The 19,265-nt window shown below is 55.9% G+C and carries 10 protein-coding genes and 1 CRISPR repeat array; of the genes, 1 reads left to right on the forward strand and 9 read right to left on the reverse strand.

What is annotated here, in order from left to right; genetic code table 11:
- Positions 1-74 precede the first annotated feature (74 nt).
- The 8 genes from H3T90_RS03985 to H3T90_RS04020 all read right to left on the reverse strand — a co-directional run bounded on the left by H3T90_RS03985 (position 75) and on the right by H3T90_RS04020 (position 11,264).
- Positions 75-2,855, reverse strand: a complete 2,781-nt coding sequence (locus H3T90_RS03985) for a polyribonucleotide nucleotidyltransferase (protein ID WP_198229668.1) — start codon at positions 2,853-2,855, stop codon at positions 75-77.
- A 250-nt stretch (positions 2,856-3,105) separates the two neighbouring features.
- Positions 3,106-3,375 carry a 30S ribosomal protein S15 gene (gene rpsO / locus H3T90_RS03990; RefSeq protein ID WP_024626835.1) on the reverse strand — a complete coding sequence of 90 codons (270 nt, stop codon included), beginning with the start codon at positions 3,373-3,375 and terminating at the stop codon, positions 3,106-3,108.
- Between the two features lie 165 nt (positions 3,376-3,540).
- Positions 3,541-4,257 carry a hypothetical protein gene (locus H3T90_RS03995; protein WP_052733377.1) on the reverse strand — a complete coding sequence of 239 codons (717 nt, stop codon included), beginning with the start codon at positions 4,255-4,257 and terminating at the stop codon, positions 3,541-3,543.
- A gap of 252 nt (positions 4,258-4,509) precedes the next feature.
- Positions 4,510-5,556, reverse strand: coding sequence for a LacI family DNA-binding transcriptional regulator (locus H3T90_RS09030; RefSeq protein ID WP_332468235.1), 1,047 nt, complete (start codon positions 5,554-5,556; stop codon positions 4,510-4,512).
- A gap of 178 nt (positions 5,557-5,734) precedes the next feature.
- A complete protein-coding gene (locus H3T90_RS04005) occupies positions 5,735-6,628 on the reverse strand; it encodes a carbohydrate ABC transporter permease (RefSeq protein ID WP_198229669.1) in 894 nt (297 codons plus the stop codon).
- Positions 6,625-7,563, reverse strand: a complete 939-nt coding sequence (locus tag H3T90_RS04010; RefSeq protein WP_198229670.1) for a carbohydrate ABC transporter permease — start codon at positions 7,561-7,563, stop codon at positions 6,625-6,627. The genes H3T90_RS04005 and H3T90_RS04010 overlap by 4 nt, the downstream gene beginning before the upstream one ends.
- A gap of 101 nt (positions 7,564-7,664) precedes the next feature.
- A complete protein-coding gene (locus tag H3T90_RS04015) occupies positions 7,665-9,032 on the reverse strand; it encodes an ABC transporter substrate-binding protein (RefSeq protein ID WP_232350557.1) in 1,368 nt (455 codons plus the stop codon).
- Positions 9,033-9,125: 93 nt separating this feature from the next.
- Positions 9,126-11,264, reverse strand: coding sequence for a glycoside hydrolase family 36 protein (locus H3T90_RS04020; protein WP_198229671.1), 2,139 nt, complete (start codon positions 11,262-11,264; stop codon positions 9,126-9,128).
- Between the two features lie 1,140 nt (positions 11,265-12,404).
- On the opposite strand from H3T90_RS04020, the gene H3T90_RS04025 reads away from it, so the two are divergent.
- Positions 12,405-12,665 (forward strand): hypothetical protein, encoded by a 261-nt coding sequence (locus H3T90_RS04025; RefSeq protein ID WP_198229672.1) that lies wholly within the window; start codon positions 12,405-12,407, stop codon positions 12,663-12,665.
- A 304-nt stretch (positions 12,666-12,969) separates the two neighbouring features.
- Positions 12,970-18,927: a CRISPR direct-repeat array (repeat unit 28 nt; unit sequence GGATCATCCCCGCGGATGCGGGGAGCAC).
- Positions 18,928-19,091: 164 nt separating this feature from the next.
- On the opposite strand, the gene H3T90_RS08875 is transcribed toward H3T90_RS04025, so the two are convergent.
- Positions 19,092-19,247: a hypothetical protein gene (locus tag H3T90_RS08875; RefSeq protein WP_232350598.1), complete on the reverse strand. Its 156-nt coding sequence runs from the start codon at positions 19,245-19,247 to the stop codon at positions 19,092-19,094.
- Positions 19,248-19,265: the final 18 nt, after the last annotated feature.

The following is a 19,265-nucleotide window of genomic DNA, read 5'->3' on the forward strand; positions in this document are numbered from 1 at the left end:
AACAGGACCCCGCCCATTAGAACGGGGTCCTGTCGGAAGACACCGAATCAATCAACATCCGGCATCAGTAGGAATCAATCCTCACTGTCGAAGGGGTCGAAGTCCCTGCGCACCCGGCGACGGGGACGCTCGGAACGCTCCTCCCTGTCGGCACGGTACTCGTCGTAGTGCTCGTCGGCCGCATAGCGCGGATTCTCCCTGCGGCCACGATAGCCGCCACGTCCGGAAGAGCGACGCTCATGACGGCCGCCACGGTCACTGCGGTCTTCACGCTCGGCACGGCTACCACGGCCGCGACGCTCGCCACGGCCCCGGCCGCCACGATCCTCGTCATCGTCGCGGGAGACCCGACGACGATCGCGACGGGAGCCACGGTCCTCGTCCTCGAACCAGTCTCCGCCATCCTCATAGTCGCGGTCGCGGCTCTGACGACGGTGCCGGGGACGATCCTCCTGGTCCTCGTCGTCGTAGTAGCGATCATCATGATCTGAGCGAGAGCGGCGCGGTGCCTCATACCGATCCTCGCGCTCGGAGGAACGGCTGCGGCGATCACGATGATCACGGTCGCCACGACCACTGCGATCACGACGATCACCGCCACGGTCACGACGGTCTGTGCGGCCTCCACGATCACGGCCTCCTGCGGACTCCTGGTCCTCGAAGCCGGGAATGGCCAGGGAGATCTTGCCGCGGTCATCCACGCCCTGGACGATAACCTCGACGGTGTCGCCCTCCTTGAGGACGTCCTCCACGGAGTCGATGCGCTCGCCGTTGGCCAGGTTGCGGATCTGCGAGATGTGCAGAAGTCCGTCGGTGCCCGGTGTCAGGTTGACGAAAGCGCCGAAGCTGGTGATCTTGACCACCTTGCCGTTGAAGGTCTCCCCCGCCTCGGGCACGTGTGGGTTGGCGATCTGGTCGATGACCTCCTTGGCCTTGGCTGCAGCCTCGCCGCCTTCGGAGGCGATGTAGACCGTGCCGTCGTCCTCGATGGAGACATCGGCGCCGGTGTCCTCCTGGATCTGGTTGATCATCTTGCCCTTGGGGCCGATGACCTCGCCGATCTTGTCGACCGGAACCTGAGTGGTGATGATGCGCGGCGCATAGGGGCTCATCTCGGCGGGTCCGTCGATGCACTCGTTGATGACATCCAGGATGGTGGCCCGGGCTTCCTTGGCCTGCTGCAGGGCGGCGGCCAGGATGTCGGCGGGAATGCCGTCCAGCTTGGTGTCCAGCTGCAGGGAGGTGATGAACTCGGAGGTGCCGGCCACCTTGAAGTCCATATCGCCGAAGGCATCCTCGGCACCCAGAATGTCAGTCAGGGTCTTGTAGGTGGGCCGACCGTCGACCTCGCCCGTGACCAGGCCCATGGCGATGCCCGCTACAGGGGCCTTCAGGGGCACGCCGGCAGCCAGCAGGGACAGGGTGGAGGCGCAGACGGAGCCCATGGAGGTGGACCCGTTGGAGCCGATGGCCTCGGAGACCTGACGGATGGCGTAGGGGAACTCCTCGCGGCTGGGCAGAACCGGGATCAGAGCGCGCTCGGCCAGGTTGCCATGGCCTACTTCGCGGCGCTTGGGCGAACCCACGCGGCCGGTCTCGCCGGTCGAATAGGGCGGCATCTCGTAGTTGTGCATGTAACGCTTGGTGGTGGGGCCGGACAGGGCGTCGATGGTCTGCTCCATCTTCAGCATGTTCAGAGTCGTAACGCCCAGCACTTGGGTCTCGCCACGCTGGAAGAGTGCGGAACCGTGCACGCGGGGCACCACGTCCACCTCGGCGGACAGGGTGCGGATGTCGCGCAGACCACGGCCATCGATGCGGTAGTCCTGGGTCAGGATGCGGCGGCGGACAATCTGGCGCTGAAGCTCCTTGAAGGCGTTGCCCAGCTCCTTGTCCTTCTCGGCCTCGTCCATGTCGGTGAACTCGTCGGCCAGAGCCTCGCGGACCTTCTCCTTGATCTCGTGGATTCGATCCTGGCGGGGCAGCTTCTCCGCGATGGACAGGGCCTGGTCCAGGTCGGCATGAGCCACCTGGTCGATGCGAGCATAAAGCTCGTCAGTGTACTCGGGGAAGAGCTGGAAGTCCTTGGTGGGCTTGGCGGCCTTGGCCTTGAGCTCGCTCTGGGCCTCGCACAGAACCTTGATGAAGGGCTTGGCAGCCTCAAGACCCTGGGCGACAACCTCTTCGTCGGGCTTGATCTGGCCCTCGTCATAAATCAGGCTCCAGGCGTTCTTGCCGGCACCGGCCTCGATCATGGCGATGGCGACGTCCCCGCCCTCGACCACACGACCGGCCACGACCAGCTCGAAAACGGCGCGCTCGCGCTCGCTCCAGCGCGGGAAGGCCACCCACTGGCCATCGATCAGGGCCAGGCGCAGACCCGAGACCGGACCCTCGAAGGGCAGACCTGAGATCAGGGTGGAGGCAGAGGCGGCGTTCAGGGCCAGCACGTCGTAGGCATCCTCGGGGTTGACAGCCAGGATGGTCTCCACAACCTGGACCTCGTTGCGCAGAGTGTGCGGGAAGAGGGGGCGTAGGGGGCGATCAATCAGCCGGCAGGCCAGGATAGCCTCGTTTGAGGGCCGACCCTCGCGACGGAAGAAGGAGCCGGGAATCTTGCCCGCGGCATACATCTTCTCTTCCACATCGACGGTCAGCGGGAAGAAGTCGTAGTTCTCCTTGGGGCTGGACCCGGCGGTGGTGGTGGACAGCACCATGGAATCGTCATCAAGATAGGCGGCTACTGCCCCATCCGCCTGCTGGGCGAGACGACCCGTCTCGAAGCGCAACGTGCGCTTGCCATATGATCCGTTATCGATCGTGGCTTCTACAGCCGTGATTTCGGGACCCTCCATAGGGTTCCTCCTTTTGTTTACTGCTTGTTTACTACCTGATGTCAGGATGCTCGGCGTCACTTAACCGCCGGAGATCCTTGTACTTCGGTCTGGTCCTGCCGAACCCCATGTTCGGCGATTTTCATTCCTTGCGGACCAGCCTTGCATTTCAATTCGGCACCATCTTCTGCAACCCCATCCCGGGATCGACGGTACCTGGTTCAGTCATGCAAAAGCGCCCGAGCGCTAGGCCCGGGCGAAAGCATGCATATCAGTGGCGCAGTCCAAGACGCTCCACCAGGGAACGGTAGCGGTTGATATCCACCTTCTTGAGGTAATCCAGCAACCGACGACGATGACCGACCATGAGCAGCAGACCACGACGTGAATGATGATCGTGCTGATGCTGCTTGAGGTGCTCTGTCAGGTCGGAGATTCGCTTGCTCAGCAGAGCCACCTGGACCTCGGGGGAACCGGTATCGCCCTCGTGGGTCGCGTATTCCTTGACGATTGCCTGCTTCTGCTCACTCGTAAGAGCCACGGCTCCTCCTCTTGCATTCTTCCGTTACGCGGTGCACCAGCCCTATGCTGAAGCGCTCTCGATCCGCGGGCGAAACACGCCAAAAACCCATTATACACAGCGATGGGACCGGAGGCGGGAATGGTAGGAGGAACGGATTCATCCCCGACGGACTCGGTGATGAGGTCAGGCCGCGGTGATCAAGCCTCCGAAGAGGACGATGGCGATGGCCGCCAGCTCGATGATGAAGAATAAGGAGAGCGCGGACCAGCTGTGGGTCAGCGTGTTCCATGGGGAATCCTTGCGCACACAGACCAGGATGGCTACGAAGACGACCGCAAAGACCGCCACGCCCAGGCCAGCGGCGATGATGCCCAGATTAGCCGCGTTGGCCAGGATGGCCTGATGCTGGTAGACCACGAAGGTGCTGTACCAGAAGTTCATCTTGAGCAGGCAGAGGCCGGCGATCAGCTGTTCGGCGGCCAGGCCCAGCACGAAGACCACCCGCCAGAACCAGGAGGACGACTCGATGATGGACATGCCGATCCCCATAAAGGTCAGCACGGTCACCGTCCAGGCAATCAGGGCTATGCCGCGCGGGTCCAGGACCGAGGCATAGTGGAGCACGCCCTGGGTGTGGTTGATGGCCAGCGAGCGCCCGTATCCATATGGAATGACGATGGCCAAGAGGACCGCCAGCGCGAAGACGACCCAACGGACCGGGCGGGCACGGCGCTGCTCAATCTCAGCCAGAGAATATTCCGAATCCGGAATAGTCGCTTCAGGGTGGGCCGAAACCTTGTTCACAGCAGTCGCGTCATCCAGGTGCGATGTCACAGATGCAGAACCGGCTGAAGCGCTTCTGCCAGATTCCGCGCCACCTGCATCGTCGAATTGCTCCATCGGCGACCACACCTCCAAGTCCGCTACTCGTGGACACATCGCATACAAGCTTATACCGGGCGGCACACCCGCGCCTAGGAATGCAAAAGCCGTAGCGTAGGCATGACGCAGTGGCCATCCGCTTCAGTTGTCACATTCCTCTGCCGCTCATTTTTCATCGCTGCATAACTAAGATATACACATCCACACGCAGCAAAAAGTCAGACCCTATGCAGAAAAACCTCCAAGCACCAAGAGCAGAGCAACCATCGATCAATGAGGTTTGGAAGCGGATCCACGAATGATCAATTTGCCATGGATGTCCATTCTCATATCTTCGTTATTCTCATCTGTGACCATTTCATCTTCTTCTTGTTCCCTGCCGTTGATCTGCCGGAGCAACAAGTCGACACTGGATCTGCCTGCCTCCGCAAAATTTTGCCTTAGCGTAGTCAGCGGCGGATCCCAGTAGCCGGAAAGAGGATGCCCATCGAAACCCACCACACTGACATCTTCAGGCACCCGCTTACCCATATCGCGCAGACCGCTGATCACACCTATGGCAAGTTCATCATTGCCAGCAAACACAGCAGTCACATCTTCCTTCAACGCGAGTGCTCTGCCTATATCGCGCGCTTCACCTGGATCCCAGGTTGAATAGATCGGTTCAGGGACCCTGGCTCCCATGTCCCGCAGGGCTTTCGCCCAACCCTGCATACGTCTGTTGGTTTTCGACTTGACAGGAACCGCTACATGATACACAGTCTCATGTCCTAGTGAAAGCAGATACCTGGTGATGATTTCACCACCGTCTTTATCGCACAAGGAAATGTCGGGAAAGCCATCTGCTTTCTCACCCGTGATCATCACATAAGGCACATCCAGCGGGAAAATATCGTGAAGTCTCATGTCGACCATATCCGGATACATGAAGAGCACGCCTAATGGCTGCTGGTCAAGAGCAGCGTTCAACGTATGTCTGATATCCACGACCTTGTTGGTCTCAGGCACACAAATAGTAACTGCCAATCCTTTTTCACGAGCCTTCTGCTCTATGCCGCCAAGCATAAGAGTGGGGCCAAGCTGCGATGAATCGATGGCAATGACTGCGATGGACGGATTGATCTCGCTTGCCAAGGCCTGTGCTATACGACTAGGCCTATAGTGCAATCGGTTTACTGCGTCGCCGATCCGCTTGCGATTCGCGCTACTGACATAACCGCCATTGAGAAAGCGGGAGACGGAAGAGATGGAAACATTGGCCATTTCTGCCACGTCCTTTATAGAAGCGCTTTGCCTGTTATGTCTCTTCACAGCCACCTACCATCATCAAGGTCATACCTTGCCCTAGCAAAAAGCTGAAAAACAAAGCCAGGGAATGCCACAACCAATGTAACTGGACTTCACCAATTATAGGTTTTTATTGGCAGACCCCTTGCTGATCCGATTTTGAGAATTCAGCAAGGGGTCTCTCTAGTACCGAGAATTACACCAATCTCTACTTGACTGCTCCTCCGGTAATGCCAGAGATTATCTTCTTCTGGGCAACCGCAAAAATAATCAGCAGCGGAAGGCTCATTAAGATAATGTAGGCAAAAATCAAATGCCAATTGTTAAGGTGCAAGCCAGCGCTAGCCACGTTGTACAGATTGAGCGGCAGGGTATCTAGCTTCCCTGACAAAATGAACAGGGCATAGAAGACATCATTCCATATATAAAGTATCAACAGTATGGTCGCAGCCGACAAAGTTGGCCCGAGCAGCGGCAGAACAATGGTGAAGAAAATCCTCATCGGCGACGCACCGTCCAACCTGGCCGATTCCTCAAGGGATATGGGGATGGTCCTTATGAAGCCGGTGACGAAGAAAATAACCGTCGACAGATAAATACCGACGTATATGCAGATCATGCCAATCGCGGTACCAGCTAGACCCATCATTTTCAATAACATCATTACCGACACCACTGCCGGAGGCAAAATCAACCCGGAGATGCAGAGTGCGTAAACAATAGACATGGCTTTAGTTGTTCGCCTGGCAAGTATCCAGGAAGCCATGGCGCCAAAAATCAAAGCAAGCACCACTGATGGAACAGTCACCAGAATACTGCCGAAGAAGGCGGGGATCATTTTCCCCTCAGTGATGACCGTTCTGAAATTATCAATAAGGTACCAATGGGTGGGCAATGACAAAGAAAGCTTCAAGGCCTCGGCCTGATTCTTCCCTGCAGTGATAATCAGCAGATAGAACGGCAGCCCAAGAGCCAAAACCACTAGCACGACGAGCATGATCGTATGCAGCAGGTGCCTGCCTTTAACCCGTTTGCTCTTATTAGGCACACCTTTAGATGGCTCCTTGCGCAACCCCTGCGAATCATATGATGCCATGGTCATAGTATCTTCTCCTCACGCTTGCGAAGATAGGTGATTACGGGAACGGCCATAATCATCACCACAAGGAATAGAATTAAACTCATCGTCGTTGACTGGGCATAGGTACCTTGGCCAAATGTCCTCCAAACGAAGAGATTGAAAATCTCAGTCGAACCACCCGGGCCACCATCAGTCATAGCCTGGATAGTGTCGAAACCGTTCATGGATCCCAGCAGTGCAGTTGCCGCATTGAAGGTGACCGCAGGCGCAAGCAACGGAAACTTGATCTTCCAGAACATTTGAAAAGAGTTGGCGCCGTCTACTGTGGCAGCTTCCAATACTTCAGGATCAATTGTCTTGAGACCGGCGAGATAAATGATCATGGCCAAGCCTGCCCATTTCCATCCTTGAATCGCCGAGACAAGAACAATGGTCCAAGTAGTGCTACCTAGCCAAGCGATGCTGATTGCGTGACCTGAGATAGCTCCCAAAAGTTGGTTCAACGCTCCATGAGGTTGAAGGATGGCCTGCCAAACATAACCGACTGCAAGAGCCGACATCAGAACAGGAATGAAAAAGAGCACCCGGGCAATCTTGTTCTGGACAGTATCTTCTTCCAAGAAGACGGCGAGAGCCAAACCAAAGACATTTTGGAAGAAAGCCTCGCATATAGCAAAAACAAGCGTGGTCCTCAAGTCTCTTAGAAGCATGCCATTTTTGAAAAGAGCAGCAAAATTATCAAACCCATTAAAGGATATAGACGGATTAAAAGACGACCAGTTAGTAAAAGCAAGAACAAAATTCACCAAAGTGGGCAACAAAAAGAACACCAGGAGCATGATTCCAGCCGGTGCCAGGAACCGCAAAGGATAGTTCTGACGAAGCAATGTCAGTCTGTTGTGACGCACCTGGGAGGTACCAATACGACCCGTGTGCCACGTCTTGTGTAACTGCATGATAGAAACCTCTTAAGCCAGGTAATACGGGAAACGGTGACGGACAAAGCTACCTATATTCTTGGGCACTATGCCCGCCACCATGTGTTAAGGAACATCAATCAGAACCCACTGACCCCCTGGGCCTTGGCGACCTCATCAAACTGGTCCTGCGTGGTCTGCGCCACTTGCTGTGCACTCATTGTGCCATTGACCATATTGGCCAAGTTGATGTATAGGTCAGGATTCGCCAAAGCAAGCGACTGCATAGAACCGACACTGTTGCTTATGGAGTCATTGGCATCAATCAAAGCCTGCGGCACGGATCCCGGCGTCTTTACCGTGGAGAGTATGGAAGTGGTGTTCTGGCTGTTGATGAAGTCACTATACCCGTCTCCCATCAGATAAGCCAGGAACTGACGTGACGCCGCTTCACGCTTGGCATCGCCGGTCTTGAAAGCAACCAATCCATTGGTCTCCTCAGGGACCACAGTAGCTATTGTTCCCTTTTTGGAAATGGGGAAGAAACCGATTTTCTGATCCAGGACCTGTTTACTGTTGCCTGCCATAGCCGCAACACCAAGGAAGAGGCTGAGGTTACCGAAGATCATGCCTGTCTTGCCATTCAATAGGGCTTGCTCTTCCATCACATCAGTTGCAGAACCGATATCAGCGTTGAACAGCTTCTTCTTCTCGATCATATCGCGATATTCCTCGATGGCTGACATCACATTGGTATCGGTGAATTTCTCTTTGCGTGTATTGATGCGGTTCCAAAGTCCTTTCTTGGCGGCTTCCGCCAGCTGAACTTGAACAGCCCACTGCGTACCCCATTGGGCTCCACCCATGTCATAGAAAGGCGATTCGACTCCTGCAGGCGGATTCTGTTTTATTTTCTCAGCTGTGTCTATCAGTTCATCCCAATTCTTGGGCAGCTTATCGACACCTGCAGCTTTGAACACCCCTTTGTTGTAATAGACTCCTAATACCGAAGGTGCAGTGAATAACACGGAATACCGTGACTTCTTATAGACACCTGCCGCATTAGCAAATCCCTTTTTATAATTCTTGACGAATGGAGCGCTATCTAGTTTTTGGATCTTGTTCTGCGATACCAAACCTGCCAACATTGAAGCAGTTGGCTGCCAGACACCGATATCGGGTACATCCCCAGTGGCAATTTTCGTCTGTGCATTATTTTTGTACACATCGGCGATGACGGAGATCTTTACCTGAGCACCTGTCTTGGCTTCAAAGTTTTTAACTACCTTATCGAAAGTGGTCTTCGAGTTGGGGGACACCCACAAAACCAGCTTTGTGCCATCCAATTTAGTGCTAGCAGCCGGCCAGTCACCTTCGTTATCAGAATCTGAACCTTTGGCTGCCGTCGGATTGGAACAGCCTGATCCCAAAAGCAACATAGAGCACGCTAATGCTCCTATTAAGGCGATTTTGCCTTTCTTAAAGAGGGAATTTTGAGATATCATCATTGATTTCCTTTCTTTTAATCTTGTCCGCGGCAATTCCCCCGAATGCTGCTTGCGGCTCGAATAAGCAACGATGCTGCTGCACCGTTGAATTCCTCACCGTGAAAGATCGATCGAAAAAAGTCGCGCCGCATACTGGCGGGAAGGTAGAGAGATCGACAATGTGCCGGATTCTACATTCCAGGAATAACGCCAGGATCTGTTATCCAAGGAAGTCGGGAAAATGATCCGAACATTTCCTTTTCGGCCAGCGCCATTAGGAATCGGCAACGTGATATTTGAACGTTCTGTTCCCCTGACCCAGACTGCAAGCAGACAAACTTCACCATCCATCATCCCCAGTGTCACTATGTCATCGGTCCACTGTGGCAATCCCAACGGCCAGCAGGGCGAGGAGTTGATCAGATGAGGCCTCACCGTAGTCTTATAGACATCAATGGACTGTCGAATCAGCGCTTTTTGAGACGCTGTAAACGTGTTGAGATATCCAGACAGAAAATAATGACCAAGCATGGTGTTCATCAATGCGAAGGCAAAGTTTTCATCATCCATGGACTGCTCAGGATAAGCCCAATTGCCTGCCTGTTCTGGCAACATAGTCATTGGCGCTGCCGTAGAAATTGTCGGGTATAGCCGATAATCCTGCTGATCCGATGTGGACAAGAGCTGAAAGTGTGAAGCCTGGGCAAAGTCAGTACGCATACCGCCAGCGGAGCAGCTTTCCAGAATCAGCTTGGGATGCCGTCTGTACAAACCATCTATCCAGCGCAGATAAGCCCTGTTATGCTCCAGGAGTCCATCACCTGAGCTATCCGAATCATAAGTCGTGCCAGAGCCTGGACGGATGTTAAAATCAAATTTGAAGTAACCTATATCGTAGTCTTCAATTAGACGATCGATTACATCATCCATTCGTTTCACGACTGCAGGGTTTCTGTAATCGAGCATTAATCTTTTCTGCTCTATAAGCCGTTTGCCATCGTGTTGAAAGAAACAGGAGTCCGGCAATTCGGAGGCTATTGGGCTATCGATACCGACGGATTCGGGCTCAAGCCACAGCCCAGGAATCATTCCACGATCGCGTATGGCATCGACAACCTGATGCAAGCCATTGGGAAAACGTTTCAAGGAAGGAACCCACTCGCCTACAGAGGGCCACCAATCACCAGAGTCGTCATACCATCCGCAATCGATGCAAAACACATCGATATCCAGATATCCTGCCTCCTCGATCAAGGGTATCAGTTTTTCTGTGGTCGGATCCCCGTTGATGGTATTCATATAATCATTAAAAATAATGAGCGATTGGGATGCTCTCCCCATCTGCTTCCTGATAATGCGCCGATAACTTGTCAGTGCTTCGATGGCGGAGTCGAAGGAATCCCCCAATGTGACAGACACAGGAACCGATGTGAACTGTTCACCACTCCGCAGGCACTTAGACCATGTATGGTTCTTCCAATTGGGGCCTGAAAGAGCAAAATATCCGTCTTCCCTGTCTTGACCGATCTCCCATCTCCAAGCGCCGTTATGTTCGATCTGAAAAGCCCAGCACATATGCAGCTTCTTTGATTCCAATACACCAACAGGAGATGAGGTACCCGTCGAAAAGGTTCCTTCGGATATGACGGCATGACAGCCCTGTGGATCACGTTTTGCGAGCGAGGCATGCAAATCAGGGCAGTAATGGCGGACGGGGGTGCGAGTCCATCTACCCTCGCCAGTGCACTCATTGGTACATTCGTAAACCACCCAAGATGATAAGTCAGTAATTCCGCTGTCGTCCGTAGTCCCGAAAGATGCGCTCCACGGCACAACGGATTCCAATATCAAAGAGTCGTCGCCAATATTGGTCACATCCACTATGGATCGTACGGTCCGTTGACCTTGAGGAACAAACAAATGCAGATGGACAGCAATATCAAAACTGGGACTATTCATGTCCAGATAACAGTGACTTCCGTCCGATTCCTCAAGGCACTTGCATGATGTATACCGTAGAGACTGGCCAAGAGTAGTTTGTACTGATCGCGTATTGGTGATCCAGTGCCCTGTACCACGTCCAGAAGCCATGATTTCAACTAGAGGAATGGCATGAGGCAAGGTTACCGACAAGCTCCGTTCTGCCTCTTTCCCGCTTTCCACTTCTACATGAGCCAAAGATATAGGGAACGAATCGCCATACACAAATGTCAGCGAAATGCGACCTGCCTGCCATTCGATTTGTTGTTTCATGTTCTGACCCTCCGGACAGCCTGCCTGTTCCCTTAGCAACATTGGCGGGATTACTGTCTACACACTCGATATAAAGGAAACGCTTCCATATAGAGTACGTTTCCAAGTTATTAAACTTCTCTTACATTTACTAATGTTTCATACTCTTTATCAGCTCTCCTTTGTAGCACTAACTACAATAAACTGGAAGCGCTTCCATGTCAAATCCAGCTATTCGTGCCTTCACCCGGATCAAAAACACCGATTGGGCGCCTCAGACGGTTTGCAAGCCGTGGTGGCGACCATATATTGTCACTTAACGAGACCAATCAATATCGAGCTGCACTCTGACATCGGCAAGAAAAGCAAGACTGCATCTCTGCTCAGGAGTGATTTAATATATGCGGCGATCGACTCTAAGTGCGACGAACGCTATTCTGTGCATTTCTGTATGATCTCGACTCTTGTTCAGCATTTTTCAACGAAAGTCAACAGACCGGAGCTATATCTCGGATATTCGCGCATCATGTATGCCTACAGCACGTATACCTACAGCACGTATATTCTGCCCCAGCAAATCAAACATCTAGTTTTTTACTCCTATCAATCTTGCAAAAGATAAATAACTTCGATTATTCAAGCTCCTGATATTGACCTGACCAAGCCAAGCAAACCAAGTGAAAAAGGTTGGGGATTGGATTCGGTTTACTGAATATATCTTGTCGTTTGCAAGAATGCCGACTTATTAGAAGAAGGTGTCAGAGCCAACATGTTAGCCCATCATCAACCTAAAAAATTATTATACTCGGAAAGAAGAGCTCAACAAATGCGTTGACAGCTCTCGAACAGACGAGGCGTTATTCGATGACCCAATGCAAAAACGAGTCATCAGAGTTCGCGGCTCTCCATATCAAAGAACACAGCTAGAAGATACACTCTCCTCAATTTGAGCAAACAGCTACAAATAGCATATATACAGACAAGATCTAAAAGGGTCTTAGTCCGTGTCCCGAAGCATAGCGAAGCGCCGACAATAAGTCAGCACTTTTGGATGTAGAAAGTACTGAATGGGCTTTCCTCATCTACAATTCTGCCGATGATCATCCCCACAGAAGTGAGGAGCGCAGTCCAGCAGGCAGAGACTCTGAGAGGAGAAAATGAATGACGGATATCAGCTTTGATGCCATGATGGCAGTTGCCCGACAATGCCTGGAAATAATCCGAGGCATCGATCAATTGATGGAGGACGACGCGGAGGATGCCCTCACAGCAGGCGAGCCGCTGGCAGCCATCGAGAGCGTGCTTGACGTCGCATATGGCCACCCCGAGCTGGTACGGCTTTTCCCGCCCGAAGTCAGGAAAATGGCCAACGACCCCGAGTTTATCGAGCTTGAACCCTTTAGGGAGTATCTGAATACATGAGCTCCAACTAACCCACTTGCACCTGATAAACATTGGGAAGTCCTCATTGGTCTTTTCACGTTCGCAGTGCGGGCGTAAAGCCGCAACCACTGCAAACGCAAAGCTGATCGCGCACAGGCGGCATCCAGCAGAACGCGTGCTAAATGCCAATAATGAGGCACAATGGAAACACAACAGCAATCAAGAATTGCCTATCGTCTCAAATGCGAGAAGCGCTTGTATCTCCCATCAGTGGTAAGGGCTCGGAATTATCCCTGCTAATGCGGGGAGTCTTAATAGCTGGCAGTCCAGACCCTGGTACACCGGATCATCCCCGCGGACGCGAGGAGCACGTCTTGATATGGACCCCGGCCTGAGTAACCGCCGGATCATTCCATCGGATGCGGGGAGCACCCCGAGATGATCCAGGCCGGGCAGCATCCACGCGGATCATCCCCGTGGATGCGGGGAGCACGGTGTCGGTCCTGATGGTCTTGATAATGATGAAGGATCATCCCCGCGGATGCGGGGAGCACATGCCCGACAACCGAAGAAAAGACTGGGATAACGGATCATCCCCGCGGATGCGGGGAGCACAACGGAGCCAAAATGACCAAATACGTCAGTCTGGGATCATCCCCGCGGATGCGGGGAGCACTTGCGTACACTGGTCCCATACAGGGGGCCAGGAGGATCATCCCCGCGGATGCGGGGAGCACTTAATGACCTCCTGGTAGACCGTACCGAACGAAGGATCATCCCCGCGGATGCGGGGAGCACAGCGCGCTGAGGGTGCAGGAGGCTTCCCGCGCGGGATCATCCCCGCGGATGCGGGGAGCACGAGTATGAGGAAACCGAATTCGCAGAAAAGGAAGGATCATCCCCGCGGATGCGGGGAGCACGGCTGCGGAACCTGGTCCTTGGTCAGGGCACTGGGATCATCCCCGCGGATGCGGGGAGCACTACCAATACCAGCAGCTCTCTACCATATAACAGGGATCATCCCCGCGGATGCGGGGAGCACTTGTCCTTGGGCATGTAGCGGTCGAGCATGATGGGATCATCCCCGCGGATGCGGGGAGCACGTATCGATTCATCCATTCGTGTTCCTCCTCTGGGGATCATCCCCGCGGATGCGGGGAGCACGCTACATCACCGCGAGAGGCGTTTCCGAAGCGGGGATCATCCCCGCGGATGCGGGGAGCACTTAGCTTTTCAAGTCTGAGCCCCAGTCCGAAGAGGATCATCCCCGCGGATGCGGGGAGCACCGTTTCGACGGGATCAAGTCCATCATTGCTCCAGGATCATCCCCGCGGATGCGGGGAGCACCTACTCCGTCGGCAACTCCGCGGACGCCAAAAAGGATCATCCCCGCGGATGCGGGGAGCACTGGTACAGCAGGCTCTATCAACTGATAAAGGTGGGATCATCCCCGCGGATGCGGGGAGCACCAGGTCACCATCAGCGTCCTGCTCTTCGGCCAGGGATCATCCCCGCGGATGCGGGGAGCACCATGCAGGTGGAGGACGAGGCCGGCGTGCTGCAGGATCATCCCCGCGGATGCGGGGAGCACTGTCCCATCTGCGAGGACCTGCCCAGAGGGCCAGGATCATCCCCGCGGATGCGGGGAGCACGAACTCAAACCTGCCACCTTGCACCTGATCCCGGGATCATCCCCGCGGATGCGGAGAGCACTCAGTGAGGATAGCCAAGATAGGCCCCCAGCACGGATCATCCCCGCGGATGCGGGGAGCACTTCTTCATCTCCATGGTCGTCACGTCGGCAAAAGGATCATCCCCGCGGATGCGGGGAGCACGGCGCGCGTCTGGTTCTCGTCTGGTTCTCCTGCGGAGGATCATCCCCGCGGATGCGGGGAGCACTTGAGCTCCTCATAGATTTTCGTTCCCGTGCCGGGATCATCCCCGCGGATGCGGGGAGCACCGGTTTCCCGTGCTGTCCACACTCGGACTAGGGGGATCATCCCCGCGGATGCGGGGAGCACGGCAACGGAGGGAGTCTGGTATGTGAATCCCGAGGATCATCCCCGCTGATGCGGGGAGCACGAATTGTCGACCCTAGCCCGTTCCTTCATCTCGGGATCATCCCCGCGGATGCGGGGAGCACGCCCCGCAGGGTTCAAAACTCGACGGGCACACGGGATCATCCCCGCGGATGCGGGGAGCACTGAGCGGCACATCCTCAGGCCATTCATGGCTGGGGATCATCCCCGCGGATGCGGGGAGCACATATGGAAGACTACGAGCGGTCATCCGTGTGAAGGATCATCCCCGCGGATGCGGGGAGCACTCAGTAGTCAGCATTATATTCGGGATACTACAAGGATCATCCCCGCGGATGCGGGGAGCACTTTGCGGTATATGCCTTCACGGAATTTCGTTAAGGATCATCCCCGCGGATGCGGGGAGCACGTCCTACTGTGTAAGACCAACCACCCGCTGATAGGATCATCCCCGCGGATGCGGGGAGCACTATGATGTGACGGCCTTGGGTCCGCAGCCATGGGGATCATCCCCGCGGATGCGGGGAGCACCTATCACAGCCTGGCGTAAAGTCACACCATTAGGGATCATCCCCGCGGATGCGGGGAGCACCAGGTATAGGCCAAGGCTGGCGCGTCGGCAGAAGGATCATCCCCGCGGATGCGGGGAGCACAGAAGGGTGGTCAGTTTGCCGATGTCGACCTTGGGATCATCCCCGCGGATGCGGGGAGCACAAGGGAACCAACCTTACCGGCCGATAGTGCAGAGGATCATCCCCGCGGATGCGGGGAGCACTCTGCTCATCTAGCTGTGTTTCTGGTTGTTTTGGGATCATCCCCGCGGATGCGGGGAGCACGATGCCATAGGATACGCACACCTGCTTACCATAGGATCATCCCCGCGGATGCGGGGAGCACTCCTGCGGCTTCCCGTCCGCCTGATCGGATCGGGAGGCGAGGGATCATCCCCGCGGATGCGGGGAGCACCGTGGTTGTCCATTTGGCCAACGCCGTCTTCAAGGATCATCCCCGCGGATGCGGGGAGCACTGGACACGTTGCGCAAGGGGTTCAACGCGGCACGGATCATCCCCGCGGATGCGGGGAGCACATACTATCCGTTCGGTACCTGATTGGGTACCGAGGATCATCCCCGCGGATGCGGGGAGCACTCGTTGTATTTCACGCATTGGTCACATCCCGTGGGATCATCCTCGCGGATGCGGGGAGCACTCCGGCGAACCCCTCCATCTGTCCCAGGTCGTTGGATCATCCCCGCGGATGCGGGGAGCACCCAGCAGACCAAGCCAGGATTGGAAAGTCAGGGGGATCATCCCCGCGGATGCGGGGAGCACTTGCCAGCAGCCTGAGCCTGGTTCAGCTGGCGGGGATCATCCCCGCGGATGCGGGGAGCACTCCTCCCAATCGTCCTCCTTCACATGCGAGGTGGGATCATCCCCGCGGATGCGGGGAGCACTCCGGGGCTACCTGCTTCTGAATCAGCTCCACAGGATCATCCCCGCGGATGCCGGGAGCACCAGCTAGCCAAAGACCAAAATTTGACCAACTCAGGATCATCCCCGCGGATGCGGGGAGCACATATCATAGAGATATGTGGGGGGGTTCCTCATAGGATCATCCCCGCGGATGCGGGGAGCACTTGAGGAGCTTGAAAACCTGCACGGCAGTAGGGGGATCATCCCCGCGGATGCGGGGAGCACGTGCCGCAGGTCCTGCGCAACGGTGTGGATTCAGGATCATCCCCGCGGATGCGGGGAGCACGATCCTGCCCGAACCCAAGGATGGGGATGATCAGGATCATCCCCGCGGATGCGGGGAGCACGCATCGGCTGCCGGTGCATCATCCGTCTTGGCCGGATCATCCCCGCGGATGCGGGGAGCACATATGGTGGCCTTCGACTGATCGACCCTGCAGTGGATCATCCCCGCGGATGCGGGGAGCACGGACCGTCGTTGAGCAAGGCCAGAAGGTCTTCGGGATCATCCCCGCGGATGCGGGGAGCACTTCTCTATCCGTCTGATGGCCGCATTGAGATTAGGATCATCCCCGCGGATGCGGGGAGCACCAGGCAGAACCTGAAGTTTTCCTACACCACAGCGGATCATCCCCGCGGATGCGGGGAGCACCCTCGGAGGGCGAACGGCCAGCAGGAGCTCCGGGGATCATCCCCGCGGATGCGGGGAGCACAATGCGCACGAAACGATCCGACTATGGTAACAGGGATCATCCCCGCGGATGCGGGGAGCACCCCTCCGACCACAAAACCGTCCGTCACTCCCACGGATCATCCCCGCGGATGCGGGGAGCACACTCCGACCCTGGCGTGGGGATCAAGTACATGCGGATCATCCCCGCGGATGCGGGGAGCACGTTGAATCTGCTCTACATTGTCAAGCTGGCCGGGGATCATCCCCGCGGATGCGGGGAGCACCGTCTGCTGGTTAAGCACTCGATATAGATACCAGGATCATCCCCGCGGATGCGGGGAGCACCTTTGATAACTCTGCTGCTGGGCTTGTTGGCGGGGATCATCCCCGCGGATGCGGGGAGCACATTTCCTGATCGACTTTAATATCCAGCGCGTGAGGATCATCCCCGCGGATGCGGGGAGCACCTCGTGATGGACTCGATAGGATGTAATTTTTCAGGATCATCCCCGCGGATGCGGGGAGCACACACCTTGTGCCACTTGCGCCAGTACAAGACCAGGATCATCCCCGCGGATGCGGGGAGCACGATGATGAGATCACCGTAGCCCAAAAACGCGCCGGATCATCCCCGCGGATGCGGGGAGCACCGTGTACTCAATCGGCAGACAATCGCCCAGAATGGATCATCCCCGCGGATGCGGGGAGCACTATTAGATTGTTGTGGCTGCTGCTGAGGCACGTAGGATCATCCCCGCGGATGCGGGGAGCACTCGGTGTCGGTGGTGAGGATTTCAATGCTCTTAGGATCATCCCCGCGGATGCGGGGAGCACACGTAAGTAATTAATGGTTTTAATGCCGGTGGCGGATCATCCCCGCGGATGCGGGGAGCACTAGTGTTCAGTTCCATAGCGCGCGACCCCGGTAGGATCATCCCCGCGGATGCGGGGAGCACTACGCGGCACAACGGCTGGGCACACTCAGCGCGGGATCATCCCCGCGGATGCGGGGAGCACGAGGATAGGTACAATGCCTTTACCTATATATCCGGATCATCCCCGCGGATGCGGGGAGCACTAACTATAGATGAGACAGATAGGCGACTCATGAGGATCATCCCCGCGGATGCGGGGAGCACCAGTAGGTCCAATTTGTTTGACATGCAACATTGGGATCATCCCCGCGGATGCGGGGAGCACGTCATCAACAGCGGCGACGAGCGTAACGCCACAGGATTATCCCCGCGGATGCGGGGAGCACGCAGGCAGCTGGGCGACCATGGCACCCTGGGCAGGATCATCCCCGCGGATGCGGGGAGCACTGGTCGCATCCGGACGAGGTAAAAATGACAGGAGGATCATCCCCGCGGATGCGGGGAGCACTTTCTTCAATCGTAATGATGATTATGTGTATGAGGATCATCCCCGCGGATGCGGGGAGCACTCTTGTAGAGCGAAACGCAAGAGTACAGACGGGGGATCATCCCCGCGGATGCGGGGAGCACACCGGTGACGCTCCCGTCCAGGCTGACGATGTGGGATCATCCCCGCGGATGCGGGGAGCACGCAAGGTGGATCTCAGCGACTTCTACGACAATGGGGATCATCCCCGCGGATGCGGGGAGCACCCTATGATACTACTTATAGCGTCCCATACGCCGGGATCATCCCCGCGGATGCGGGGAGCACTTTGACGGGGAGCGTATGCCTAGACATGTGTGGGGATCATCCCCGCGGATGCGGGGAGCACGGGATAGAATCAGTGAGATGGGCAGTAATATCGGGATCATCCCCGCGGATGCGGGGAGCACGAGCAGCAGCAGAACAAGGTGCTTCAGGCCAAGGGATCATCCCCGCGGATGCGGGGAGCACGCTGTGTTGCCATCAACGTCGGTCTTGAACGTGGGATCATCCCCGCGGATGCGGGGAGCACGCGGAACGTTTGGAACCTATCAAGTATGCGTGAGGATCATCCCCGCGGATGCGGGGAGCACTTGCCATGAGCATTCATAGTCGCCATCGGATGAGGATCATCCCCGCGGATGCGGGGAGCACACGACGCCGTCCTTGGTTTTGCCGTCATACTTCGGATCATCCCCGCGGATGCGGGGAGCACACTTAAAGATCCTTGCAATCCCAACAATATGATAGACAAGATCTCTGATTTTTAATGAGTTTGCATTTCGAACCTCCTCTATTTTCCATCTCAGCCATTGCAATTCAGACCATCAACACTGTGCTCGTTAGCCATGCACTTACCCAGTAATCAGTGCTTGGCCCTCATCGGCAAAGCTCATCTGAAAAAGCGCAGGTCCAGTTGTATTCAGCCAGAACGCGACCGTCTGAACTTTGCAGCACGTCTGTACTTGCTGGCATTGCTCCAACCGGTCCGACGGTATCGGTTTCCGCCACCTGCAGATTTGCCGTCGCCGCCATCAGCAGGCCTCTCCATAA

The sequence above is a fragment of the Bifidobacterium polysaccharolyticum genome, from assembly GCF_016101585.1.
In the GTDB taxonomy this organism is placed as follows: domain Bacteria; phylum Actinomycetota; class Actinomycetes; order Actinomycetales; family Bifidobacteriaceae; genus Bombiscardovia; species Bombiscardovia polysaccharolytica.

What these genes read in the sequence shown, in the direction of transcription:
- H3T90_RS03985 (WP_198229668.1), bottom strand. Translation starts at nt 2,855, where the DNA reads ATGGAGGGTCCCGAAATCACGGCTGTAGAAGCCACGATCGATAACGGA.
- H3T90_RS03995 (WP_052733377.1), bottom strand. Translation starts at nt 4,257, where the DNA reads ATGGAGCAATTCGACGATGCAGGTGGCGCGGAATCTGGCAGAAGCGCT.
- H3T90_RS04005 (WP_198229669.1), bottom strand. Translation starts at nt 6,628, where the DNA reads ATGACCATGGCATCATATGATTCGCAGGGGTTGCGCAAGGAGCCATCT.
- H3T90_RS04010 (WP_198229670.1), bottom strand. Translation starts at nt 7,563, where the DNA reads ATGCAGTTACACAAGACGTGGCACACGGGTCGTATTGGTACCTCCCAG.
- H3T90_RS04015 (WP_232350557.1), bottom strand. Translation starts at nt 9,032, where the DNA reads ATGATGATATCTCAAAATTCCCTCTTTAAGAAAGGCAAAATCGCCTTA.
- H3T90_RS04020 (WP_198229671.1), bottom strand. Translation starts at nt 11,264, where the DNA reads ATGAAACAACAAATCGAATGGCAGGCAGGTCGCATTTCGCTGACATTT.
- H3T90_RS04025 (WP_198229672.1), top strand. Translation starts at nt 12,405, where the DNA reads ATGACGGATATCAGCTTTGATGCCATGATGGCAGTTGCCCGACAATGC.
- H3T90_RS08875 (WP_232350598.1), bottom strand. Translation starts at nt 19,247, where the DNA reads ATGGCGGCGACGGCAAATCTGCAGGTGGCGGAAACCGATACCGTCGGA.